The organism is Amycolatopsis sp. NPDC102389 (genome assembly GCF_044765885.1).
Classification (GTDB): Bacteria; Actinomycetota; Actinomycetes; order Mycobacteriales; family Pseudonocardiaceae; genus Amycolatopsis.
Map to the genome: position 1 here is coordinate 1 of NZ_JBIWKX010000011.1, position 23,119 is coordinate 23,119.

General features: G+C 69.1%; 26 protein-coding genes. 19 read left to right on the plus strand and 7 right to left on the minus strand.

Features of this window, described 5'->3' with window-relative positions:
• Window positions 1-178: 178 nt before the first annotated feature.
• The 3 genes from ACIRGA_RS12355 (at window position 179) to ACIRGA_RS12365 (ending at window position 1,824) form a co-directional block, all read left to right on the plus strand.
• Window positions 179-355, plus strand: coding sequence for a hypothetical protein (locus tag ACIRGA_RS12355; RefSeq protein ID WP_400939873.1), 177 nt, complete (start codon window positions 179-181; stop codon window positions 353-355).
• 10 nt (window positions 356-365) lie between these two features.
• Window positions 366-1,553, plus strand: a complete 1,188-nt coding sequence (locus tag ACIRGA_RS12360; RefSeq protein WP_400939876.1) for a pyridoxal phosphate-dependent aminotransferase — start codon at window positions 366-368, stop codon at window positions 1,551-1,553.
• A gap of 85 nt (window positions 1,554-1,638) precedes the next feature.
• Window positions 1,639-1,824: a hypothetical protein gene (locus tag ACIRGA_RS12365; RefSeq protein ID WP_007032516.1), complete on the plus strand. Its 186-nt coding sequence runs from the start codon at window positions 1,639-1,641 to the stop codon at window positions 1,822-1,824.
• Between the two features lie 12 nt (window positions 1,825-1,836).
• On the opposite strand, the gene ACIRGA_RS12370 is transcribed toward ACIRGA_RS12365, so the two are convergent.
• The 3 genes from ACIRGA_RS12370 to ACIRGA_RS12380 all read right to left on the minus strand — a co-directional run bounded on the left by ACIRGA_RS12370 (window position 1,837) and on the right by ACIRGA_RS12380 (window position 4,367).
• On the minus strand, window positions 1,837-2,658 hold the full coding sequence (locus tag ACIRGA_RS12370) for an SAM-dependent methyltransferase (RefSeq protein WP_400939879.1): 822 nt from the start codon (window positions 2,656-2,658) through the stop codon (window positions 1,837-1,839).
• 87 nt (window positions 2,659-2,745) lie between these two features.
• Window positions 2,746-3,336, minus strand: a complete 591-nt coding sequence (locus ACIRGA_RS12375) for an HAD family hydrolase (protein WP_400939881.1) — start codon at window positions 3,334-3,336, stop codon at window positions 2,746-2,748.
• A 2-nt stretch (window positions 3,337-3,338) separates the two neighbouring features.
• Window positions 3,339-4,367, minus strand: a complete 1,029-nt coding sequence (locus tag ACIRGA_RS12380; protein ID WP_400939883.1) for a threonine aldolase family protein — start codon at window positions 4,365-4,367, stop codon at window positions 3,339-3,341.
• Between the two features lie 135 nt (window positions 4,368-4,502).
• On the opposite strand from ACIRGA_RS12380, the gene ACIRGA_RS12385 reads away from it, so the two are divergent.
• From ACIRGA_RS12385 to ACIRGA_RS12430, 10 genes are all read left to right on the plus strand, one after another.
• The gene (locus ACIRGA_RS12385; RefSeq protein ID WP_005152531.1) at window positions 4,503-5,021 is read left to right on the plus strand and encodes a SigE family RNA polymerase sigma factor; all 519 of its coding nucleotides are present in this window, start codon (window positions 4,503-4,505) and stop codon (window positions 5,019-5,021) included.
• Complete coding sequence (locus ACIRGA_RS12390; protein ID WP_400939886.1) at window positions 5,008-5,712, plus strand: hypothetical protein; 705 nt, start codon at window positions 5,008-5,010, stop codon at window positions 5,710-5,712. Before ACIRGA_RS12385 ends, ACIRGA_RS12390 begins: the two co-directional genes overlap by 14 nt.
• Window positions 5,713-5,736: 24 nt before the next feature.
• Window positions 5,737-6,330 (plus strand): TetR/AcrR family transcriptional regulator, encoded by a 594-nt coding sequence (locus tag ACIRGA_RS12395; RefSeq protein ID WP_400939889.1) that lies wholly within the window; start codon window positions 5,737-5,739, stop codon window positions 6,328-6,330.
• A gap of 90 nt (window positions 6,331-6,420) precedes the next feature.
• A complete protein-coding gene (purB, locus tag ACIRGA_RS12400; protein WP_400939891.1) occupies window positions 6,421-7,851 on the plus strand; it encodes an adenylosuccinate lyase in 1,431 nt (476 codons plus the stop codon).
• 162 nt (window positions 7,852-8,013) lie between these two features.
• Window positions 8,014-8,841 (plus strand): substrate-binding periplasmic protein, encoded by an 828-nt coding sequence (locus tag ACIRGA_RS12405; RefSeq protein WP_400939893.1) that lies wholly within the window; start codon window positions 8,014-8,016, stop codon window positions 8,839-8,841.
• A gap of 5 nt (window positions 8,842-8,846) precedes the next feature.
• Entirely contained in the window at window positions 8,847-9,620 is a 774-nt protein-coding gene (locus ACIRGA_RS12410; protein ID WP_400939895.1) for an ABC transporter substrate-binding protein, read from the plus strand.
• 8 nt (window positions 9,621-9,628) lie between these two features.
• Complete coding sequence (locus ACIRGA_RS12415) at window positions 9,629-10,411, plus strand: ABC transporter substrate-binding protein (RefSeq protein ID WP_400939898.1); 783 nt, start codon at window positions 9,629-9,631, stop codon at window positions 10,409-10,411.
• Complete coding sequence (locus ACIRGA_RS12420) at window positions 10,412-11,170, plus strand: amino acid ABC transporter permease (RefSeq protein ID WP_400939901.1); 759 nt, start codon at window positions 10,412-10,414, stop codon at window positions 11,168-11,170.
• Window positions 11,167-11,907: an amino acid ABC transporter ATP-binding protein gene (locus ACIRGA_RS12425; RefSeq protein ID WP_034312531.1), complete on the plus strand. Its 741-nt coding sequence runs from the start codon at window positions 11,167-11,169 to the stop codon at window positions 11,905-11,907. The genes ACIRGA_RS12420 and ACIRGA_RS12425 overlap by 4 nt, the downstream gene beginning before the upstream one ends.
• Window positions 11,908-12,117: 210 nt before the next feature.
• The gene (locus ACIRGA_RS12430; protein WP_400939903.1) at window positions 12,118-13,005 is read left to right on the plus strand and encodes an MOSC domain-containing protein; all 888 of its coding nucleotides are present in this window, start codon (window positions 12,118-12,120) and stop codon (window positions 13,003-13,005) included.
• On the opposite strand, the gene ACIRGA_RS12435 is transcribed toward ACIRGA_RS12430, so the two are convergent.
• Complete coding sequence (locus tag ACIRGA_RS12435; RefSeq protein ID WP_400939906.1) at window positions 12,888-13,694, minus strand: S-adenosyl-l-methionine hydroxide adenosyltransferase family protein; 807 nt, start codon at window positions 13,692-13,694, stop codon at window positions 12,888-12,890. The two genes, ACIRGA_RS12430 and ACIRGA_RS12435, sit on opposite strands and share 118 nt — an antisense overlap.
• A gap of 35 nt (window positions 13,695-13,729) precedes the next feature.
• On the opposite strand from ACIRGA_RS12435, the gene ACIRGA_RS12440 reads away from it, so the two are divergent.
• From ACIRGA_RS12440 to ACIRGA_RS12455, 4 genes are all read left to right on the plus strand, one after another.
• Window positions 13,730-14,611, plus strand: coding sequence for a phosphoribosylaminoimidazolesuccinocarboxamide synthase (locus ACIRGA_RS12440; protein WP_400939909.1), 882 nt, complete (start codon window positions 13,730-13,732; stop codon window positions 14,609-14,611).
• A gap of 58 nt (window positions 14,612-14,669) precedes the next feature.
• Window positions 14,670-15,377, plus strand: a complete 708-nt coding sequence (locus ACIRGA_RS12445) for a DUF2334 domain-containing protein (RefSeq protein WP_400939912.1) — start codon at window positions 14,670-14,672, stop codon at window positions 15,375-15,377.
• Window positions 15,374-16,105: a TetR/AcrR family transcriptional regulator gene (locus ACIRGA_RS12450; RefSeq protein ID WP_400939915.1), complete on the plus strand. Its 732-nt coding sequence runs from the start codon at window positions 15,374-15,376 to the stop codon at window positions 16,103-16,105. The genes ACIRGA_RS12445 and ACIRGA_RS12450 overlap by 4 nt, the downstream gene beginning before the upstream one ends.
• Window positions 16,106-16,261: 156 nt before the next feature.
• The gene (locus tag ACIRGA_RS12455; protein WP_400939918.1) at window positions 16,262-17,068 is read left to right on the plus strand and encodes a DUF418 domain-containing protein; all 807 of its coding nucleotides are present in this window, start codon (window positions 16,262-16,264) and stop codon (window positions 17,066-17,068) included.
• On the opposite strand, the gene ACIRGA_RS12460 is transcribed toward ACIRGA_RS12455, so the two are convergent.
• Together ACIRGA_RS12460 and ACIRGA_RS12465 are read right to left on the minus strand one after the other, a co-directional pair.
• Window positions 17,065-17,700 (minus strand): MBL fold metallo-hydrolase, encoded by a 636-nt coding sequence (locus tag ACIRGA_RS12460; RefSeq protein ID WP_400939921.1) that lies wholly within the window; start codon window positions 17,698-17,700, stop codon window positions 17,065-17,067. The genes ACIRGA_RS12455 and ACIRGA_RS12460 overlap by 4 nt on opposite strands.
• Window positions 17,701-17,733: 33 nt before the next feature.
• Window positions 17,734-18,678, minus strand: coding sequence for a DUF5937 family protein (locus tag ACIRGA_RS12465; protein WP_400939924.1), 945 nt, complete (start codon window positions 18,676-18,678; stop codon window positions 17,734-17,736).
• Window positions 18,679-18,740: 62 nt separating this feature from the next.
• On the opposite strand from ACIRGA_RS12465, the gene ACIRGA_RS12470 reads away from it, so the two are divergent.
• Complete coding sequence (locus tag ACIRGA_RS12470; protein ID WP_400939927.1) at window positions 18,741-19,883, plus strand: MFS transporter; 1,143 nt, start codon at window positions 18,741-18,743, stop codon at window positions 19,881-19,883.
• A gap of 33 nt (window positions 19,884-19,916) precedes the next feature.
• The gene (locus ACIRGA_RS12475) at window positions 19,917-21,419 is read left to right on the plus strand and encodes an aldehyde dehydrogenase family protein (protein WP_400939930.1); all 1,503 of its coding nucleotides are present in this window, start codon (window positions 19,917-19,919) and stop codon (window positions 21,417-21,419) included.
• Between the two features lie 74 nt (window positions 21,420-21,493).
• Here the strand turns inward: ACIRGA_RS12475 and ACIRGA_RS12480 are convergent, their stop codons facing one another.
• Entirely contained in the window at window positions 21,494-23,077 is a 1,584-nt protein-coding gene (locus ACIRGA_RS12480; protein ID WP_400939933.1) for a GMC family oxidoreductase, read from the minus strand.
• Between the last annotated feature and the right edge of the window lie 42 nt (window positions 23,078-23,119).

The following is a 23,119-nucleotide window of genomic DNA, read 5'->3' on the forward strand; positions in this document are numbered from 1 at the left end:
CACAAGCCCTGGTCACCACGCCGACAGGCCGGTCAGTGTCCGTGAGGTCCTGAAACATCAACTGTCCGACATGTCCTGAACTCAGACATGGGGTTAGAACCCCACTTGCCACTCACGACCTCCGCGCGAAGATGTGCAAAGTTCCCAAATCGGTCACTCTGGGCTGAGGGTATGTCCTTTGTGGACACTAGGGACCGCGCCGATCCTCTGGGACCTGGTGTCCGGCGGCCGTTTCCCGAACTTCGCCGGTGTCGTCTCGCGCGCCCCGTTCGACTACGACCTCGACACGCTCCTCGAGTTCGGCCTGCAACGACTCCTCGACGGCTACGCGGTTCTCCTCGCGAAGGCGGGTTAGCCTCACCTCCATGTCCTTCCCTGGTCCCGCACCACGTTCCGACGTCCCGCCGTTCCATGTCATGGACGTCCTTTCGGCCGCGCAAGCCCGGCAGCGCAGTCACGGAGACCTGGTCCCGTTGCTCGCCGGGCAGCCGTCGGCACCGGCGCCGCGACCCGTGCTCGAAGCCGCGCAACGGGCGCTGAAGGACCACAATCTCGGCTACACCGAGCAGCTCGGCATCCCCGAACTGCGCGAAGCCGTCGCGGAGCACTACAACCGCACGTACCCGGTCGAGGTGAGCCCGCAGGACGTCATCATGACGACCGGTTCGTCCGGCGGCTTCCTGCTTTCGTTCCTCAGCGCCTTCGAGGCGGGCGACCGCGTCGCGATGGCGCGTCCCGGCTACCCGGCCTACCGCAACCTGTTGAAGGTGCTCGGATGCGAGGTCGTCGAGTTCGCCACCGGGCCGGACACGAACTTCCAGCCGACCGTCGCGCTGCTCGACGAATTGGGGCCGATCAAGGGACTCATCGTGGCCAGCCCGAGCAATCCGACCGGCACCGTCCTCCCGCCGGGTGAACTGGCGGCGATCAGCGGCTGGTGCGCGTCACGCGGCGTGCAACTGATCAGCGACGAGATCTACCACGGGATCTCCTACGGCGCCGGCCTCGACTGCGCCTGGCAATACGGCAACGAGGCGGTTGTCCTCGGCTCGTTCTCCAAGTACTTCGCCATGACCGGCTGGCGGCTCGGCTGGATGCTCGCGCCTCAGCGGCTGCACCGCGCGATCGACGTCCTGACCGGCAACTTCACCATCTGCCCGCCCGTGGTCTCCCAGCACGCCGCGGTCTCCGCGTTCACTCCGGAGGCGTATGCGGAGGCCGACGCCCACGTCGAGCGCTACCGGGCCAACCGCGACGTGCTCTTCAGCGGGCTCAAGGGCATCGGCATCGACAAGTTCGCCCCGGCCGAAGGCGCCTTCTACGCCTACGCCGACGTCTCCGCGTACACGAGCGACAGTCTCAGCTGGTGTCAGCGGCTCCTCGCCGACACCGGTGTCGCGATCGCTCCCGGGATCGACTTCGACCCGGTCGACGGTGGCCGTTTCGTGCGGTTCTCCTTCGCGGGTGCCCGCGAGGACATCGACGAGGGCGTCCGCAGGCTCGGCGACTGGCTCACAAGTCAGGGGGAACCCGGAGTTCTCCCTGAACGTTAGCCGGAAAGAAGGCGCTCACGACTCCCGCCTGACAACCTGGACTCACCGGGCCCGCTCGGGCACGGTGAGGCAATCGGAGGATGCCATGTTCTGGAAGATCGTCGGCGGGCTGATCCTGGCTTGGGTGGCCTTCATGGTGCTCGGATCCGTGCTCGGTTTCCTCGTGAAGGCCGTCTTTTGGATCGCCGTCATCGGCGGTGCGGTCTTCCTTGGCACGGCCGCGTACGGCGCCATCAAGGGCAAGGGCACCCCGAAGCAGCTCCGCCGCTGAGTCACCGAAAAGCTAGGGCTTACGCGCCACCCCGCCGAGCGACGTGAAGTTCACGGGCGAAAGCGGGGTGAAGCGCGGGCCGTCCGGCCACCACAGGTGCGGGTACGTCAGCCCCGGCTCCATGAGATCGAGTCCTTCGAAGAACGACTCGATCTCCTCACGCGTGCGGAACATCGTGTCCAGCCCCGTGCCGGTGAAGCGCTTCTCGAGTGCCGTCGCGATGTCGGCGGCTTCGGAGCCGTCGGCGGGATTGTGCTGGTGCAGCAGCGCGACGAACGAGCCCGGGGCCAGCGCGTCGACGTAGGCGCGGACGATCTTCCGCGCCTCGTCGAGGTCCTGGATGTGGTGGACGATCGCGCACAGGACGAGCCCGACGGGCCGATCGAAGTCCAGCCGGTGGGTGCGGGCGAGTTCCTCGACGACCTCGGCCGGTTCGGTCAGGTCGGCGGCAGCCATATGCGCGAAGTCGTTCGCCGCGAGCAGCGCGCGGCCGTGCGCCTGCACCACCGGATCCCGGTCGACGTAGACGACCTGCGCCTCGGGGTTGTACCGCTGCGCGACCTGGTGCGTGTTGTCCATGGTCGGGAAGCCGGAACCGAGGTCGAGGAACTGGTCGATGCCTTCCTGGTCGGTCAGGTAGCGCACGGTCCTGACCAGCCAGTGCCGGACCTCTTTGGCCATCGCCCGCGAACCCGGCGCGATGTCCAGGATCTGCCGCAGAGCCACCCTGTCGGCCTCGTAGTTGTCCTGGCCGCCCATGAGCGCGTCGAAAACCCTCGCGATGCTCGGCCGGTCGAAATCGACGGGTACGAACGGACGCTGGTCCGCGGACATGGGCACCTACCGGGTGATTCGGTCTGGACGCGTCCAGCGTAGGTCATCGGCTTCACCGCGCGTAAGCGGATGAGCGGTGAGGGTGAATTATTCCTCCGAAGAGCCGAAGCCGGATTTCGCTGTTGTCACGCCGACCCAGCGTTCGGCTCGCATCCCGACCGCCCGTGCACCGTCCACATTGGACTGACGATCGTCGAAGAAAAGGCAGTCCGACGGCTCGGCGCCGAGTTCGGCGAGCAGGATCCGATAGATCTTCGCGTCGGGCTTCATACAGCCGAGGTCGCCGGAGAAGAGCTTCACGCGGAACAGGTCCGCCCACTCCTGCTCGCGCACCCAGCGGCCGAAGGTGGACGACGCGTTCGAGAGCAGCGCGAGGGCCGCGCCCGCTTCGTGCAGCCCTTCCAGCAGTTCGAGCACGTCGGGTTCGACGTGTGTCCAGCCCTCGACGTCGATGCGGGTCAGCTCGTCGGAGAACGCCTTGTCGACAGGGGTGCCCAGCGCGCGGCCGACGCTCTGCCAGTACTCGAGGTCGGAGCCGCCGGAGTCGTACCGGACCCGCTCGGCCCAGTAGTGCGGCTCGAAGTCGGCGACTTCGAGGTCGAAGGCCTTGGCCAGGGCCGGCAGCGCGTCGGTGTGCGCGCTGATGACGTCGCCGTAGTCGAAGACGATCCAGTTCATGTTCAGCCCCCGGTCTTGATGCGTTGAAGGGTTTCTTCGATGTCCGCCGCCGAAAGGTCCCGGTGCGCCACGAACCGGATCCGGCCCGAGCTGGGCAGTGTCCGGATCCCGAGCCTGGCCAGCCATGCCAGCCGTCCTTCGAGGTCGGGGGCGGTGACCTGCACGATGTTGGTTTCGGGGGTGTTGACCTCCCAGCCGTGCTCGGCGAGCCCGGCCGCGAGCCGTGCCGCGTTCTCGTGTGTCTCGGCGAGGTCGCCGATGCGGTCCAGCGCGACCAGGCAGGCCGCGGCCAGCACGCCGCCCTGACGGATGCCGCCGCCGAGCATCTGGCGCATCCGCCGTGCCTTCTCGACGAACTCCTCGCTGCCGGCCACCACCGAGCCGACGGGCGCGCCGAGCCCCTTGGAGAAGCAGGCGGAAACGGTGTCGACCCCGACCGTGAGCGCCGCGGGCGGGACCTCCAGCGCGACCGCCGCGTGCCAGATGCGGGCGCCGTCGAGGTGCACGGTCAGCCCGGCCTCCTTCGCCACCGCGACCAGCTGGGCGTGCTCGTCGGGCGGGGTGACGGCGCCGCCCGCGGAGTTGTGCGTGTTCTCCAGGCACAGCAGTGGGGTGCGCAGCGCGTAGTACGGCCCGCGCGGGTTGCCGATCGCGGCCGAAAGCGTCTCCGGCGTCGGCCGCCCCGGCCCGGCGTCGTGCTCCAGCGGCTCCGGCATACCGCCCGCGAGCCAGGCGGCGGACCCGAGCTCGTCGGTGATGACGTGCGCGCCGCGCGGCGCGAGGTACCGGTCGCCGCGCTGGAGATGGATGCTCAGCGCGATCAGGTTCGCCATGGTCCCGGACGGGGTCCAGAGCGCGGCGGGCATGCCGAGGAGTTTCGCGGCACGCCGTTCCAGCGCGCCGACGGTCGGATCACCGTCGAGGACGTTGTCGCCGACGTCGGCCTTCGCCATGGCCTGACGCATGACGTCGTCCGGCCGGGTCACGGTGTCGGAGCGGAAATCGATCAGCGGAAGCGAGCGCGAGGTCACGGTACGATCACATCACATCGACGGGCCCGCCATGAATCTCCTCCCCGGCTGGTCCGCCGCGCCCGCTCATGCAACCGTGGACGCCCCCGGTTCCGTCCTACCCACCGACGAGGCAAGAGCGGAGACAAAAACCGCGTGAACCAGCGCGACGAACAAGAATTCGCGGAGTACTTCGCCGCGAAGCGGGACTCCGTGCGCAGGACCGCGTACATGCTCTGCGGTGACTGGCATCGTGCGGACGACCTCGCGCAGACGGCGTTCGTCGCGCTGCACCGGAGGTGGAAGAAGATCAGAGAACGGGCGGCGACCGACGCCTACGTGCGGAAAACGCTGGTCAGGGCGGCCATCGACGAGTCGAGGCGGCCGTGGCGGCGGGAGTGGCAGACCGAAGAGCTGCCCGAACCGCCGCAGGACGGCTTCGACCTCGGCGAACAGGTCGTCACCAGGGAAGACCTGCTGGCCGCGTTGCGTGAAGTGCCCCCGAAGCAGCGGGCCGTGCTGGTGCTCCGGTTCTTCGAGGGGCTGGACGTCGGTGCGGCGGCGAAGGCGCTGGGCTGCAGCGAAGGGAACGTGAAGAGCCAGACCGCGCGCGGGCTGGCGAACCTCAGGCAGGTCATGGAGAAGGAGGAGGTGGCACGGGATGGACGAGAATGACCTGAAGGCGTTGTTCCGTGACGCCCCCGGCGACGCGCCGTCGCCGACCTTCGACACCGCCGACGTGGTCCGCGCCTCGAAACGCGCCACTGCTCGACGCCGAAACGGTATCGCGGTGGCCTGTAGTGCGGTGGTTTTGGTTCTGGCCGGAGCGGGCATGTTCGGCGTGCTCGGCGGAACCGGAGACCAGCTGGGGACTGCGGCCAAATCCGATCAGGAAGCGGCGTCCGCGGGGCAACCCGGGGCGGCGTCCGCACGTCCTCTTGACAGCGGGGACCCCTCGAACTTCTCGAACCCGCCGCCTCAGCAGGGGGGCGACGGGCCAGAGAGGACCGGCCGGATGACGGCCGAAGGCACCTTCGGGTGCGACCAGGTGGACCGGGAGCTCGCCACCGCCCTCGCTGGCGAGCTCCCGGTCCCCGTGGATGTCGCCAAGTCGACGCCCGGCGACATCTGTACGACGGGGGCCAGGTCCGCGGGGTTCCAGGTGCCGGGCGGCACGGTGTCGGCCGCGATCTTCCCGGCGGGCTCGTCCGTCCCGCCGACGCCCACCGGGGCCGCCGAAGCGCGGCGGACCACCGCGAAGGGGTCGTTGGTGGTCGTGGTGAGCCTCGGCGACGGTTCCGGCAGGCCCGCCCTCCCCGAGTCCGACGTCGACAGGCTGGTCGGCGTGCTCGCCGCCCGCTATTGAGCGCAGCTGGCAAAATAGCCCGTCATGACCGCCGCAGCGACCACGCCGAAGGGTGAGCGACGCCGTGCCGAGCTCATCGAGGCCGCCGCGTCGCTGCTGGCCGAGGGCGGTTTCGACGCCGTGCGGCATCGTGCGGTCGCCGAGCGGGCCGGACTGCCGCTGGCCTCGACGACGTACTACTTCGACTCGCTCGAAGAACTCGTCACGGCCGCGGTGGAACATCACGCGAAGGTGGAATTGGAGACCGGGCGGCGGCGTCTCGACGAGCTGGCGACCCGCAACCGCGGTGTCGAGGCCACCGTCGACCTGGTGCTGGACATGCTCCTCGGCCCGCTCCGCCCGGATCGCGAGGCCGACGCCGAAGCGGTCCTCCTGCGCTACGAACGCCTCGTCGGCACAGGGCGTCGTCCGTACCTTCGCCCCCTGATGCGCACGCTGTCCGCACAGCTGTACGAGCTGCTCCACGAGATCTTCGCGCGCTCCGGCACCCCCGTGGACGCGGCCGAACTGGAGCGGCTGGTCGCCTTGGTCGACGGCGCCGTGGTCAACGCGCTGATCGAGGTCGACCCGGAGCCGCGTGCCGCCGCCGCCCGGATGCTCCAGACCGCCCTCGCCTGAACTCCCGCGTTTCGTCCTCTAAATGCGGTAGTTGGCATGACGAACCACCGCATTTAGAGGACGAAACGCGGGGCGGGTTAGTCTGGCCGCGTGACGGACAAGCCCCGCATCCCCAACGTGCTCGCCGGCCGCTACGCCTCGCCTGAGCTGGTCGAACTGTGGTCCCCGGAACGCAAGGTCGTGCTGGAGCGTGAGCTCTGGCTCGCCGTGCTCCGCGCGCAGGCCGACCTCGGCGTCGAGGTGCCGGACGGTGTCGTCGCCGACTACGAACGCGTCCTGGAGCAGGTCGACCTCGAGTCGATCGCCGCGCGCGAGCGGGTCACCCGGCACGACGTGAAGGCCCGTATCGAGGAGTTCAACGCGCTCGCCGGGCACGAGCACGTCCACAAGGGCATGACGTCGCGGGACCTCACCGAGAACGTCGAGCAGTTGCAGGTGCTGCGGTCGCTGGAGCTGGTGCGCGGACGCGTCGGCGCGGTGCTGGCCAGGCTCACCGCGATCGCGGTCGAGCACGCCGACACGGTGATGGCGGGCCGTTCGCACAACGTCGCCGCGCAGGCGACGACGCTGGGCAAGCGATTCGCCACCGCCGCCGACGAACTGCTGGTCGCCTTCGACCGGCTCGAAAACCTCATCGGCCGCTACCCGCTGCGCGGGATCAAGGGCCCGGTCGGCACCGCGCAGGACATGCTCGACCTGCTCGGCGATGAGTCCACTTTGGACGAACTGGAGTCGAGGGTCGCGGCCCACCTCGGCTTCGAGAACGTGTTCACCAGCGTCGGCCAGGTGTACCCGCGTTCGCTCGACTTCGACGTGCTGTCCACCGTCGTCCAGCTCGCGGCCGCGCCGTCGAGCCTGGCGAAGACGATCCGCCTGATGGCCGGCCACGAGCTGGTCACCGAGGGCTTCAAGCCGGGGCAGGTCGGCTCGTCGGCCATGCCGCACAAGATGAACACGCGGTCCTGCGAGCGGGTCAACGGGCTCGCCGTGATCCTGCGCGGTTACCTGTCGATGATCGGCGAGCTCGCCGGCGACCAGTGGAACGAAGGCGACGTGTCCGACTCCGTCGTCCGACGGGTCGCGCTGCCCGACGCGTTCTTCGCGCTCGACGGCCTGCTGGAGACCTTCCTCACGGTGCTGGCCGAGTTCGGCGCCTTCCCGGCGGTCATTTCCCGTGAGCTCGATCGCTATCTGCCGTTCCTCGCGACCACCAAGGTGCTCATGGCCTCGGTCCGCGCGGGCGTCGGGCGTGAAACCGCTCACGAGGCGATCAAGGAGAACGCCGTCGGCGTCGCGCTCGCGATGCGGGAGCAGGGGCTGGCGGAGAACGACCTCCTCGACCGGCTCGCGGCCGACGAGCGCATCCCGCTCGACCGCGGTGAGCTGGACAAACTCCTCGCCGACCGGATCTCGTTCACCGGTGTCGCACCCCGCCAGGTGGCCGCGATCGCGTCGCGCGTCGAGGCCATTCTGGAGCGTTTCCCGGAGGCGGCGAACTACTCGCCGGCCCCGATCCTCTGACCTGTGAGCAGCCCCACCGCGGGGCGTTCACAGAGTGGGACGAAGTTACTCGATCGGGCGAAATGCCTAATCTCGATCGCTGAACCCGGAGCGCCAGGCCGCCCATGAGGCGGCCTGGCGTGTTTGTATCGCGCCTTGCGCGCCGAACCCACGGAAGAAGCGATGAGATCCACGCTGTCGAAAATCGTCGCCGTCGTCACGGCCGGAGCGGCCACCCTCGCCCTCGCCGCCTGCGGCTCCGGTGACGCGAGCACGACCGGCCAGAAGCTGCGGGTCGGCACCCTGACCGACGCGCCGCCGTCCATCTACCTGGAGAACGGCACCTTCACCGGCTACGACAACGAACTGCTGCGCGACATCGCGAAGCGCGAGGGCTTCGAGGTCGAGTTCGTCGGCACCGAATTCGCCGGCCTGCTCGCCGCCGTCGCCACCAACAAGTTCGACATCGGCAGCTCCACGATCTCCACCACCGAGGCTCGCAAGAAGACCGTCGCGTTCAGCAACGGCTACAGCACCGGGTTCACCACGATCCTCACCAAGAAGGGCGCGTCCCTCAAGGACGTCGGCGCCTTCAACGGCAAGCGGCTCGGCGTCGTGCAGGCGTCGGTGCAGGACGACTTCGCGAGCGGCAAGGTGCCCGGCGCCAACGTGGTCCGCTTCCCCGACTACAACGCCGGTTTCGCGCAGCTGAAGGCAGGCAGCCTCGACGGCTGGGTCGTGCCGAAGGACATCGGGCAGAAGTACATCGACCAGAACCCGGACGTGCCGCTGGAGTTCGGCTACACCGTCGAGACCAAGGACACGCCGTCCGCGTTCGCCGTCCGCAAGGACAACAAGGAACTGCTGAAGAAGCTCAACGACGGCCTCGCGAAGGCCGTGGCGGACGGTACCGTCGCCCGCCTGCACGCTCAGTTCTTCAAGACCGAGCCGCTGCCCAAGGAACTCGAACAGGGCGGCCCCGGCCTGCCCGTGCAGAACGCGGGGGTCTGAAAACCATGAAGAAAGCCTTCCTCGCCACGCTGGCCGCGGGTCTCGTCGCCGTGCTCGCCGCTTGCGGTGGCGGCGAGTCCGCCACGGAGAAGACCCTGCGCGTCGGGACGCTGAGCGACGCGCCGCCGAACATCTACGTCGAGAACGGCAACTTCACCGGCTTCGACAACGAGCTGCTGAAGGCCATCGCCACCAAGCAGAACCTGAAGCTGGAGTTCGTCTCGACGGACTTCTCCTCGCTGCTGGGCCAGGTCGCGAACAACCAGTTCGACATCGGCAGCTCGGCCATCGCGCAGACCGACGAGCGCAAGAAGAACGTCGACTTCTCCAGCCCGTACAACTTCGAGGTCATGAGCATCCAGACCAAGGACGGCTCGCCGATCACCGAGGAGAAGGGCCTGTCCGGCAAGCGGGTCGCGGTCATCCAGGCGACCGTCGGCGACAAGTGGCTCACCTCGACCGTGCCCGACGCGCAGGCCGTGCGCTTCCCGGGGTACGCGCCGGCGCTGGCCGCGCTCAAGAGCGGCGCCGTCGACGCCTACATCCTCGACCAGGCGATCGCCGAGACGAACGTCAAGGAGAGCACCGACGCGAAGCTCAAGGTCGTCAAGTCCTTCACCACCGACGTGCCCCACGGCTTCGCGGTGAAGAAGGGCAACAGCGAGCTGCAAACGAAGATCAACGAGGGCCTCAAGCAGGTCATCGCGGACGGCACCTGGGTCAAGCTGCACGAGAAGTTCCTGCCGACCGCCCCGGTCCCGGACCAGTTCAAGGCGTGAGGATCACGATGAAGAAGTCACTCGCCGCCGCTGTCGGTGCTGTCCTCGTGGCGGTGCTGGCGGCGTGCGGCGGCGGTGAAGACGCCGGCGCGGGCACCTTGCGCGTCGGCACCCTCAGCGACTCGAAACCCAACGCCTATCAGGAAAACGGCGTGTTCACCGGGTTCGACAACGAACTGCTGAAGGCCATCGCCGCACACCAGAACCTGAAACTCGAGTTCGTCTCCACGGAGTTCTCGGCGCTGCTCGGCCAGGTCGCCACCGGAAAGTTCGACATCGGCAGCTCGGGGATCTCGCAGACCGACGAACGCCGCAAGACCGTCGACTTCTCGGCGCCGTACAACTACCAGTCGCTCGGCATCGAGACCCGCGACGGTGTCGCCATCACCGACGAGAACTCCTTGGCGGGCAAGCGGATCGGTGTCGTCCAGGGCACGGTGTCGGACAGCTGGCTGGCGGCCAACGCGCCCACCGCGCGGGCCGTCAAGTTCCCGCAGGACGCCGCCGCCCTCGCCGCGCTGAAGTCCGGCGCGATCGACGGCGCGATCTTCGACCAGGCGACCGCCGAGGACTACGCGGCGAAGAACCCGGACGCGAAACTCAAGGTGGTCAAGGCGATCACCACGACCATCCCGCACGGCTTCGCGGTCAAGAAGGGCAACACCGAATTGGCGGGCAAGATCAACGCCGGGCTCAAGGCGGTCATCGCCGACGGCACCTGGGAGAAGGTGCACCAGCGGTTCGAACCGAACGCGCCGGTGCCCGCGGAGTTCAAGGCCGGGCAGAAGTAAGTGGACGACTTCCTCAACACCTTCCTGAACTGGGAGTACATCTGGGAGGTCTTCCCGGACCTCCTCGGCACCGGCCTGCTGAACACGCTGATCCTTTCGGTGTTCTCGGCGCTGATCGGCACCGTGCTCGGCATGGTGCTGGCCACGATGGGCCTGTCCGGCAAGGCGTGGCTGCGCTGGCCAGCCCGGGTGTACACCGACATCTTCCGCGGCCTGCCCGCGATCCTGACCATCCTGGTGATCGGGCAGGGCGGCGGGATCCTGATCCCGTCGCTGTCCCGGAATCCGTATCCCCTGGGCATTCTGGCGCTGAGCCTGATCGCCGCCGCGTACATCGGCGAGATCTTCCGCGCCGGTATCCAGAGTGTCGAAAAAGGACAGATGGAGGCCAGCCGCGCGCTGGGCATGAGCTACACCAAGGCGATGACGCTCGTCGTCATCCCGCAGGGCGTGCGGCGCGTGCTGCCCGCGCTGGTGAACCAGTTCATCTCGCTGGTCAAGGATTCCAGCCTGGTGTACTTCCTCGGCTTCCTCGCCGAGCAGCGCGACCTCTTCCGCATCGGGCAGGACCTCGCGGCGAACACCGGGAACCTGTCGCCGCTGGTCGCGGCGGGCGCGGTGTACCTGGTGATCACCGTGCCGCTGACGCATCTGGTCAACTACATCGACAAGAAGCTGCGCACCGGCAAGAAGATCCGGGTCGACGACGACGGCGGCGAAACGGAACTGCTCAACGCCGGAAAGGTGCCGCTGTCATGACCACCGCTGTCCGTTCGTCGAGTGTCGAACTCCGCGACATCCACGTCTCCTTCGGCACCCTCGAAGTGCTGAAGGGCGTGAACCTCAAGGTCGAGAAGGGCCGCACGACCTGCATCATCGGGCCGTCGGGCTCCGGCAAGTCGACACTGCTGCGCTGCGTGAACCGCCTCCAGGAGCCCGATTCGGGTGACCTGCTGCTGGGCGGCGAGAGCGTCATCTCCTCCGACCCGGACGCGCTGCGGCAGCGGGTCGGGATGGTGTTCCAGCACTTCAACCTGTTCGGGCACCGCAGCGTGCTGGACAACATCACCCTGCCGCTGCGCAGTGTGCGGAAGCTGGGCAAGGCGGAGGCCGCGGAGATCGCGCACGCCCGCCTCGCCGAGGTCGGCCTCGCGGACAAGGCGCCGTACCGGCCGAGCGCGCTTTCGGGCGGGCAGCAGCAGCGGGTCGCGATCGCGCGGGCGCTTGCCATGGAGCCCGAGGTCATGCTGTTCGACGAGGCGACCAGCGCACTGGACCCGGAGCTGGTCAAGGGCGTCCTCACGCTGATGGCGGGGCTCGCCGAGCGCGGCCTGACGCTGCTCGTGGTCACCCACGAGATGGGTTTCGCGCGCGGCGTCGCCGACGAGGTCGCGTTCATGGACGACGGGAAGATCGTCGAACAGGGTGCCCCGGAGGCGATCTTCGACGCTCCGCGGAGCGAACGGCTGCAGCGGTTCCTCTCGCAAGTGCTCTGAGCCGGCGAGCAAGGGGCACGGCGCCGAGTGGGTCACCGTGGTGGGGGGGGGGGGGGGCCGCTTGCGTGCGTCGGGCGTGGCGGCCCCGGGCGCCGCGCCTGCGGGGGGGGGGGGGGTGTGTGGGGGGTCCCGCCGCCCCCCCCCCCCCCACCCCCCCCCCCCCCCCCCCCCCCCACCACCTGTACCGACCTGACTCGTTAATCTGCGGCTATGGCGAGAGTGGCGAAGCTGGTCTATTACCCGGTCAAGGGCTGTGCGGGGACGTCGGTCGAGACGGCCGACGTCACCCCCGCGGGGCTGAGGTTCGACCGGGCCTGGATGGCCGTCTCCCCGGAGGGCGAGTTCCGCAGCCAGCGGAAGCATCCGGTGATGGCCTCGATCCGGGCCGAGGTGCTCGACGACGGCGCCCGCCTGCGCCTCGCCGCTCCCGGCGTCGAAGATCTGCTGGTCGAGACGGTCACGGACGGGCCGAGGCTGCCCGCCGCGACGTTCACCTGGCAGGGCAAGGGCGTCCACCAGGGTGACGAGGCCGCCGAGTGGTTCTCCGCCGTCCTCGGCCTGCCGTCGGTGCTCGTCGGGCTCGCGCCGGAGCACGAACGCGTCACCAACGGCGAGATCCCCGGCACCGCGGCCTTCGCCGACGCGCACGCGATCCTGCTGGCCTCCGAGTCCTCTTTGGACGGTCTGAACGAGCGTATCGCGTCGCGTGGCGCCGAAGCCGTGCCGATGGACCGCTTCCGGCCCAACATCGTCGTCGCGGGCTGGCCGGAGCCGCATCGGGAGGACGACGTCCGCTCGCTCACCGCCGGTGGCCTCGACCTGGGGTACGCCAAGGTCTGCATCCGCTGCACGGTGCCGATGGTCGACCAGGAGACCGGGAAGAAGGCAGGCCCCGAACCGATCCGTTCGCTCGCCGACTACCGTCGCGAACCCGAGGGCGGCGTCTCGTTCGGGATCAAGATGGCGGTGACCGGGCCGGGTCAGGTGTCCGTCGGCGACGAGGTGATCGTGCACTCCTGGGCGGGGCCCAGCCCGAGCACCGCAGAGGCCGAACCGCCGTTCACGGCGACCGCGAGCCGCCCCGCGGAATCGGTGTAGAGCACGTTCCGGCCCGGCGGCACCGTGCCGAAGGTGTCGCCGATCAGCGCTTTCACCAGGACGTGTTCGCTGCTGACCGAGACCGCGCCGGACAGCCCGGCCAGTTCGAGGTCGGCGGGGCTCGCGGCGAGCTGGACGTTGCCGAAATGGTCGACCGTGAGCACCTCGGTCACCAGTTTGCCGGGGAACACCGCGACGAACGGGTCCGGCAGCCGCACGAGGTCGTCGACGCGCGGCCCGAACTCCTCGGGCGCGACACCGAGCGCGAGATGCGCCGCCGCGGGGGCGAAGACGTCACGCCCGTGGAACGTCGACGACGTCACCGGAAGGCGGTATTCCGGCGCCGCGAGTTCGTACGCGGATATCACCCCGCTGAGTGTTTCGGCGGCGGGAATGAGAAGTCCGTTGTCCGGGCCGACGAGCATTCCGCGCTCGGTGACCACCACGACACCGCGCCGCGCCGTGCCGACGCCGGGGTCGACGACGGCGAGATGGACCGACTCCGGCAGATACGGAACGGTCTGGGCGAGTACCTCGGCGCCGGTCCTGACCTGCTGCGGAGGGATCTGGTGGCTGACGTCGATCACCCGTACGGACGGCGCGATCCGCGCGATCACGCCGTGGCACGCGGCCACGAAACCGTCGCTCAGCCCGTAGTCGGTCGTGAACGATACGCAGTGGAACGGCATGATCAGCCATCATCCTTGCTCGCTAGGGTGCAGCCGTGACGACGCTCGAATACCCGAAGATCGCCGCCGGCAAGGTCCGTGAGCTCTACGCCGTCGATGACGAGCATCTGCTGCTCGTCACTTCGGACCGGATCTCCGCCTACGACGTCGTCTTCGACACGCCCATCCCGGACAAGGGCCGGGTGCTGACCGCGATGAGCGTGTTCTGGTTCTCCCTGCTCTCCGATGTCCTCCCCAACCACCTGGTCTCCTACGACGACGAACGTATCCCCGCCGAGGTCCGCGGCCGCGCGCTGCTGGTGCGGCGGCTGGCGATGCTGCCGTTCGAAGCCGTCGCCCGCGGTTACCTCACCGGTACCGGTCTGGCCGATTATCGCGCGCGCGGCACGGTTTGCGGTGTCGAACTTCCGCCGGGCCTGACCGAGTCGTCCCGCCTTCCCGAGCCGATCTTCACGCCCGCGACCAAGGCCGACCGCGGCTCGCACGACGAGAACATCGCCTTCTCCGACGTCGTCGGGCAGCTCGGCCGCGAACGGGCCGAGGAGGTCCGCGAGGCGACGCTCGCGGTGTACCGCCGCGGCGCGGAGTTCGCCGCCGAACGCGGCATCCTGCTCGCGGACACGAAGCTCGAATTCGGTGTCGACCGCGAAGGGAACCTCGTGCTCGCCGACGAGGTCCTGACCCCGGATTCCTCGCGCTACTGGCCTTCCGGTGGTTACGCGCCGGACAGCCCGCAGCCGTCGTTCGACAAGCAGCCGCTGCGGGACTGGCTCACCAGCCCCGCGTCCGGCTGGCACCGCCGGGACAGACCCGGGTCACCACCCTTGCCCGAGGACATCGTCGCCGCCACGCGGGCGAGGTACATCGAGTCGTACGAACGCATCACCGGCCGGTCGTTGCAGGATTGGCCCGCCTGACCTGCGGCGTTCACTCCGTCGTCAGTCCGGCGCAAGCCAGGGCTGGCCCACTGGTGGGGTGGACGCACGTTTGCTGGTTTCCCTGTCCGGCGTGACCACCCGGACGTTGCACCGCTGCGCCGATCTCGCGGCCGAACTCGACCGGCGCAGAGTCCCGTTGTCCGTGCTTTACGCCGCTCGTACCGGCGAGGGCCCCGTGACCGAGTGGGTCCGGACGCGCCGCACTTCCGGCGACTCAGTCCTCCTACACGGTTACGACCACCGGATCCCGCCCACTCATCGCGCCGTCTACCTGGGCAAACGTGCCGAGTTCGCGGCACTGCCCGCGCATGAGGCGCGGCTGCGCCTGATCGCGGCGAAGGCGGCGCTCGACGCGAACGGCATGACCGTCGACGGGTTCGCGCCGCCACGCTGGATCGCGTCGGACGGCACCCTTCAGGCCCTGCGCGAACACGGGTTCACGCTGTGCGCGGATCTGGCGTCGGTGCGGGACCTGGTCACCGGCGACGTCCAGCGCGCCAGGGTGCAGGAGTTCGGCGGGCCGTCGCACCGCACGGAGACCGTCCGGTGTTTCGCGCTGGTGCTGGCCGCCGCCAGGGCCGCGCGCCGCGGCGGGCTGGTGCGGCTCGGTATCGACGCCGCGGACCTCGCCCGGCAGGGGCTTCGGCAGGCGTTCCTCGACGCCGTCGACGTCTCGCTGGAGAACCGCGCTTTCGGAACCACCTACGGCTCACTCTCGGGAACGCGGGTTAAATTGTCGGGATGACCGACGAGGGTGGCGCACCGGCGACGCTGATGCGGCTCTGGCGCCGGTCGGAGCGCCCGGCGCGCGGCAGGCCGTCCGTGCTCGACATCGACGGTGTCGTGGCGGCCGCGGTGGACCTCGCCGATCGCGAAGGCGTCGCGAACGTGACGCTGGCGAACGTGGCGAAGGATTTAGGCGTCACGAAGATGTCGTTGTACCGCCACATCGGTTCGAAGGCGGAACTGCTGGAGCTGATGGCCGACTTCGCCATCGGCGATCCGCCGCCGGTGGAGCCCACCGGTGACTGGCGGGCCGAACTGACCACGTTGGCCGAGGCCAACCGCGACGTCCTGATGAAGCACCCGTGGCTGGTCGAGCTGCCGCTTTCCGGCCCGCCCGCCGGTCCGCACGCGGTCGCCTGGATGGACGCGATCCTCCGCACGCTGCGCGACACCGGGCTCGACTGGGGCACCAAGGGCGGGATCCTGGTCCTGGTCGGCGGCTACGTCCGCCTCGCCTGCGCGCAGGCGATCCAGCTCGCCGAGGGCCGGGAGGACAGCGGGCTGAGCCAGGCGCAGGCCGAGCAGGCCTACGGCAAGGGGCTCGCCGAGCTGATCGACCCGGAGCGTTTCCCTGACGCCGTGGGCTTCCTGACCTCGGGGCTGAGTGGCTCCGACCAGAACTCCGATTTCGACTTCGGCCTAGACGTCGTGCTCGACGGCATCGCCGCCCTCGTGGACGCGAGCTGACAAGCACCCCCCTCTGCTTTAGTATCCGCCGGACATTAATTAGTGTACGTTGGATACTAAAGAGGGCTCGTCACGCTGGCGCATACCGCGAGCATCTTCCTCGGCAACACACCGGGCGTCGATCAGACACCGGAAGGCCTGGAGCGGCCGTACTTCGTGGTGCTGTTCTTCTCCGGCGACGTGCTCGGCGCGTACGGAGTGATCGGTGTGGTGTTCGCGCTGCTGCTTTTGCGGCGTGGCAAGGGTTTCTATCGGATTCCGGTGCTGTACCTGGCTTTCGGCGTCTGCTACCTCGCCGTGCTGATGTACCTGGTGCTCACCGGGAACTCCGGGAGCGCGCCGGTCCCGTCCGTCGACGACGCGTCGTCCTTGGCGCCGACCTACGGCGACGCCGTGCGGGAACGGCTCGTCGAATGGCCGATGACCACGGCGATCCTGCTTCCGTCGATCCTCTTCGTCTGGGTGGGCGCCTGGGCCGCGAAGAAACGCGTGCTGGAGGAGCCGAATCGGAAACTGCTCCTCTTCGGCGTGTTCGGCGGATTCGGCATCGCGATCGCGGGCGCGTTGCCGATGGGGCTCTTCGCCGGCGATTACGTCGGCTTCGACGAGGGGACCGCCGATCTCGCCAAGCTGATGTACGAGGGGGCCGGTCTGTTCGGCGCGGTCGGCTACATCAGCCTGTTCGGGCTCATCGGCATGGCGGTCGGCAAGAAGCGCCGCGGCGTCGTGGTCACCGCGATCTCCGCCCTCGGCCAGCGCACCCTGAGCGCGTACCTGTTCCAGTCGGTGGCGTGGCTGATCCTGGCGCCACCGTTCATGCTGGGGCTGGGCGGTGACACGTTCGTGGCGGCCGCCTGCGGGCTCGGCGTGTGGCTGCTGACCGTCGTCGTCGCGTACCTGATGCACCGCCGGGCGTATCGGGGACCGGCGGAGATCCTGGTGCGGAAACTGGCCTATCGCTAAAGCTTCACCGGCTCCCCGACGTCGAGCACCTTCACCTCGGTCCCTTCCGGAGCGAGGTTGGCGAACAGGCCGTAGTGCATCTGTGGCCGCGCGAGGACCGCTTCGTGGATCGGGACGGCGAGGCGCGGCGACACCGCACGCAAGTAGTCGACCGCCTCGCCTGCCTTGAGCCACGGGGCGCCGGTGGGCAGGCCGAGGACGTCGATCTTCTGTTCCGGCACGAAGAACGAGTCGCCAGGGTGATAGAACGCGCCGTGGTCGACGACGTAGCCGACGTTCGGGATCACCGGGATCTCCTCGTGGATCACCGCGTGCTCGCCGCCGACGACGTTGATGGCACTCCTGCCGATTTCGATGGCGTCGCCGGGGTTCGCGATCTGGAACTCGGTGCCGATCTTCCCCACCGCTTCGGCGGAACCCGGATCGACGATCAGCCGCACGCCGGGGTTGGCCTCCAGCAACGTGGGCAGCCGGTCCAGGTCGAGGTGGTCGAAATGCTGGTGGGTGATCAGGATGGCGTCGAGTTCACGCTCGCCTTCGAAGCCCGCCGAGAAGGTGCCGGGGTCGATCAGGATCCGCGCGCCCTCGGTCTCCAGAAGGGTGCAAGCGTGTCCAAAGTGGACAATACGCATCGGTGTTCTCCTTCGCGGTAGCTCGATTCCAGCCTATGCCCGGAGCAAGGCGTCGCCAAGTTCGGTGCGCCGGTAACGGACTTCGCGCCCGCGCCGCCGGGTTTCGAGCAGGCCCGCGGCGTGCATCGCGGTCAGGTGCTGCGAGACCGTCGGCGCCGAGAAGCCCAGCCTGCGTGCCAGTTCGGTGGTGCTCGCGGGTTCGTTGAGCGTCGTGAGCAGGGCGGCCTTCGTCCGGCCGAGCACTCCCGCGAGCGCGCCGGGCGGACGTTCGGGATCCGACCAGAGTTCGGCCACCCCGCGAGCCGGGTACAGCAGCGAAGGCTGCCACGGCTCCATCGTGATCACCCCGACCGAAGGCCACGCGAAGACGCCGGGGATCAGCAGCAAGCCGCGGCGGTCGAGGTGGACGCGGCCGCGTTCCTTCATCTCGATCACCAGGACGTCGTCGACGAGCCGGACCCTCGGGTGGATGTCCTCCAGTACCAACGCGATACCGCCCGCGGCCAGGCGCCGCGAGCGTTCCTCGATGTCGGCGACGAGGAAACGGCGCATCCGGGGCCAATGCGGTTCGACCAGTTCGGTCCAGGCGATCTCCATCTGACTTGCCAGCAGATCCCTTGCCTCGGCGGCGTCCGGCGGGAGTCCGCTCAGGTCGGCGTCTACTTTGGACAGTTCGCGGGCGACCTGTTCCGGTGGTGTGCGGCGGATTTCGGCGAGCTGGGCGGACGCGGTGGTTTCCGGGCCGCTAGGCGGCGGGCTGAGGAAGTCGGTGATGTAGTGCCGCGCGCTCATCACCTTGGCGAAGGCGCCGATGGGCAGGTCCGGCAGTTTCGCGGCGGCCTCGCGCAGCCACGGCAGATGGCTCGGATGTCCGCGTCGTCCGAGCAGGGTCTGCATCGCGCCCATGGTCTCGTCGAGCGGGGAGATACCGAAGCGGACGCGGTTGGCGCTTTCGGCGGTCAGGACCAGCTCGATCATCGGATTAGGCTATTCCCTAATCAATGGTCCTCGCCAGGCCGTGTTCGGCAGGGTCCTCCAGCATGACGTTGCTGCGTAATTCCGGGTATTGGCGCTGGTCGGCGGGGGTACAGCTGAACCGGCTGCCCGCGACGATGGCGCCGCTGGCCTTCACCGTGCTGACCACCGCGACGACCGGTTCGTACCGGCTCGGCGGGGTCATGATGGCCGTTTTCGTCGCCGCCGAGATGGCAGGCGCCGTGCCGACCGGACGGCTGCTCGACCGCGTCGGCCCCGCCCGCGGTCTCGTCGTGCTGCTTCCCCTGGTCGCGGCCGGGCTGTTCCTGCTGGCCGCGGTCGCTTCCGCCGGAGCGCCGGACTGGGCGCTGCTCGGGCTGGCGATCCCGCCGGGACTGGTCGCGGGCGGGTTGAACGGCGGGTTCCGGACGCTGCTGGCCGCGACGGTGACCGACGAGGAGCTGCCGAGGGCCGTTTCGGTGGACGCGATGATCCTCGAAGGCGTCATCGTCGGCGGTCCGCTGCTGGTGGCGCTCCTGGCGACGTCCGGCCCGGCCGTCCCGGTCCTCGCGATGGCCGTCGTCGCCCTGCTCGCGGCCCTGCTCGTGCCGCGCCGCGCGGTCCGCGTTGATCCACAAAGGACAGTCGAACGACAGGCGATCCCGGTCGCCGCCTGTGTTCCCTGGCTGGCGGGGTTGTTCACCGTCGGGCTCCTGCTGTCGACCATCGAGGTCGGCCTGCTGCCGCTCGTCCAGCGCCTTGGCGCCCCCGATTCGGCGACGGCGATCGTCATCGTCGTGCTGTGCGGCGCCAGCGTCGGCGGGAGTGCGCTGTACGCGGCGCGCGGAAAGGTCGGCGATCCGCGGCTGTTCCTGGCCGGTTTCGTGCTCGGCGGGATCGTGGTTTCGGCGGGCTTCGGGTGGGCCGGGCTGCTCGGCGGGGTCGCGCTGGTCGGGCTCTGCACCGGGCCGATGATGGCCGTCTCGTCGGTCAACCTGCAGCAGCTCCTGCCGGAACGCCGCAGGTCAGAGGGGTTCTCGCTGGCCTTCACCGTGCAGGCGTCGGGCTTCGGGCTGGGCTCGCTGGCGATCGGAGTGCTGCCGGTGTGGCTGTGCCCCCTTCTCGGTGTCCTTGCGGCGCTCGTCTCCTGTGCGATGCTGGTGGCACACCCCAGGCGAGCTATTGGCACGCCGTCAGTAACGTCGTAGCCTGGGCTTTGAGCCGAGACACGGGAGAAGTCGATGACCGCAGTCCAGCCGAAGCCGACCGCGCACAGCGTGGGGGAGACCTTCGATTCCCTCAGCCCGGCGACCGACGAGGTCGTCGGCACCTATCCGGTGCACGGCAAGGAGGACGTCCGCGCCGCGATCGCCCGCGCGAGGGACGCCGCCGAGTGGTGGGCCGGGCTCGGCTTCGACGGGCGCGCCGAACGGCTGCGCCGCTGGAAGGGCGTCATCACCCGCAGGCTGCCGCAGCTGTGCCAGGTCGTCCGCGACGAGACCGGCAAGCCGATCGCCGACGCGCAGCTGGAGAGCGTCCTCGCCATCGAGCACATCGCGTGGGCGGGCAAGCACGCGCGCAAGATCCTCGGCAAGCAGCGCCGCGCGGCCGGGCTGATGATGTCGAACCAGGCGGCGACGGTCGAATACCAGCCGCTCGGCGTGGTGGGCGTGATCGGCCCGTGGAACTACCCCGTGTTCACCCCGCTCGGCTCCATCGCCTACGCGCTCGCCGCCGGCAACACCGTCGTCTTCAAGCCGAGCGAGTACACGCCCGGCGTCGGGAAATGGCTGGTCGACGCGTTCAACGAGGTCGTCCCGGAGTGGCCGGTACTGCAGCTGATCACCGGCTTCGGCGAGACGGGCGCTTCGCTCGTCAGCGGCGGTGTCGACAAGATCGCCTTCACCGGTTCGACCGGGACGGGCAAGAAGATCATGGCCGCGGCCGCCGAGACGCTGACGCCGGTGATCATCGAGGCCGGTGGCAAGGACGCCGTCCTGGTCGACGCGGACGCCGACCTCGAGGCCGCCGCCGACGCGACCGTCTGGGGCGCGTTCTCCAACTCGGGCCAGACCTGCATCGGCGTCGAGCGCGTGTACGTCCACGAGCGTGTGCACGACGAGTTCGTCGCGAAGGTCGTCGAGAAGTCGAAGGACGTGCGGGCCGGTTCGGACGCGGCAGCGCAGTACGGCCCGGTGACGATGCCTTCGCAACTCGCCGTGATCAAGCGCCACATCGCGGACGCCATCGAGCGCGGCGGCAAGGCGCTGGTCGGCGGTGTCGACGCGGTCGGCGACCGCTACGTGCAGCCGACGGTGCTCGTCGACGTGCCCGAAGACTCCTCGGCGGTCCAGGAGGAGACGTTCGGCCCGACCGTCACCATCGCCAAGGTCCGCGACATGGACGAGGCCGTCGAGAAGGCCAACGACACGAAGTACGGCCTCGGCTCGACGGTGTTCTCGAAGGCGCGCGGCCTCGAACTGGCCGGACGGCTGCGCACCGGCATGACGTCGATCAACGCGCCGCTTTCCTTCGCCGGTATCGCTTCGCTGCCCTTCGGTGGCGTCGGCGATTCGGGCTTCGGCCGGATCCACGGCCCGGAAGGCCTGCGCGAGTTCGCCCGCCCGAAGGCCGTCGCGCGGCAGCGCTTCACCGCGCCGATCGTGCTGACCTCGTTCTCCCGCAAGGAAAAGACCGACGCGCTGGTGGCGAAGCTGATTACGGTGCTACACGGCAAGCGCTGAGCTGAAGGGCGCTTTCCCCGCATCGGATGCGGGGAAAGCGCCCTTCGCCGCGTCTGATGCGGGGAAGGGCCCCTTCAGCCGCGGCCCCGGATAAGATCCGCGGCCTTCTCCGCCACCATGATCGTCGGCGCGTTCGTGTTCCCGCGCGGCACCACGGGCATCACCGAAGCGTCCACCACCCGCAGCCCCTCCACCCCGCGCACCTTCAGCGACGGATCGACGACGGCGTTCTCGCCCGTCCCCATCGAGCAGGTCCCGACAGGGTGGTACAGCGTCTGCGTCTTCTCGCGCACGTAGTCGGCCAGTTCGCTGTCGGTCAGGTCGTGGCGCTCCGGCAGGAACGGCTTGTCCAGATACCGCGCCAGCGGACCGGATTTCCCGATCTCCACCAGGGCGCGCAGCCCGGCGAGCATCTTCTCCATATCCACGGATTCGGCGTAGTAGGCCGGGTCGATTTCCGGCTTCCACAAAGGATTCCCCGACTTCAGCCGCAGACGTCCCCGGCTCGCGACGTCCACGAGGGTCGCCGCAGACGTGAAGCCCGGCACCGTCGGCTCGCGCATCCCGTTGTCGTAGAACAACGTCGGCGCGACGTGGATCTGCATGTCCGGCGGCGAGACGCCGTCCGCGGCGGGGAAGAACGCGCCCGCCTCGCCGATGTTCGAAGCCAGCGGGCCGCGTTTGGTGAGCTGGTAGCGCACCAGGCCGCCGGGTGTCGCCGCGTCCACCAGGTCGGTGGTGCCGCGCGTCGACCAGATGATCCCGCAGGCCGGGTGGTCGTGCAGGTTGTCGCCGACGCCGGGAAGCGCGGCCACGACGTCGATCCCGTGTTCCCGCAGGTGTTCCGCCGGGCCGACCCCGGACAGCATCAGCAGCTGTGGCGAGTTCACCGCGCCGCCGCTCAGCAGGACCTCGGTCGACGCGCGCACCGTCGTCTCGGTTCCTTGGTCCAAATAGGACACTCCGACGGCGCGGGTGCCTTCGAAGACGACGCGGGTGGCTTGCGCGTTGGTCCGCACGGTGAGGTTCGGGCGCGCCAACGCCGGCCGCAGGTACGCGTCGGCCGTCGACCAGCGGCGGCCCTTCTTGCACGTCACCTGGTAGACGCCGGCGCCTTCCTGCGACTCGCCGTTGAAGTCGTCGGTGCGCTTGAGGCCCCAGGCGACGGCGGAATCGACCCAGGCGAGGGACAGCTCATGGGTGAAGCGCCGGTCCTCGACGTTCAGCGGCCCGTCGGTGCCGTGCAGTGGACCGCCGAGCCGCTGGTTGCCTTCCGCCCGTTTGAAGTACGGCAGGACGTCGTCGAAACCCCAGCCCTCGGCGCCGTGACCGTCACGCCAGCCGTCGTAGTCCGCGCGGTTGCCGCGGATGTAGATCATCGCGTTGATCGAGGAACACCCGCCGAGCGTCTTCCCGCGCGGCCAGTACAGCGTCTTGCCGGTGTGCTTCTGCTCGACCGTCTCGTAGTTCCAGTCCCATTTGGTCTTGAACAGGCCGGGGAACGCGGCGGGGATGTGGATCTCGTCGGCGTCGTCCTCGCCACCCGCTTCGAGCAGGAGCACCCGCGCCGACGGATCCTCGCTCAGCCGGTTCGCCAGTACGCATCCCGCGCTGCCCGCGCCGACGATCACGTAGTCGAAGGAGTCCTGATCGGCCACGGTGCCTCCTGCTGCTCGCCCGGTGTTGACGCCCCGCCAATG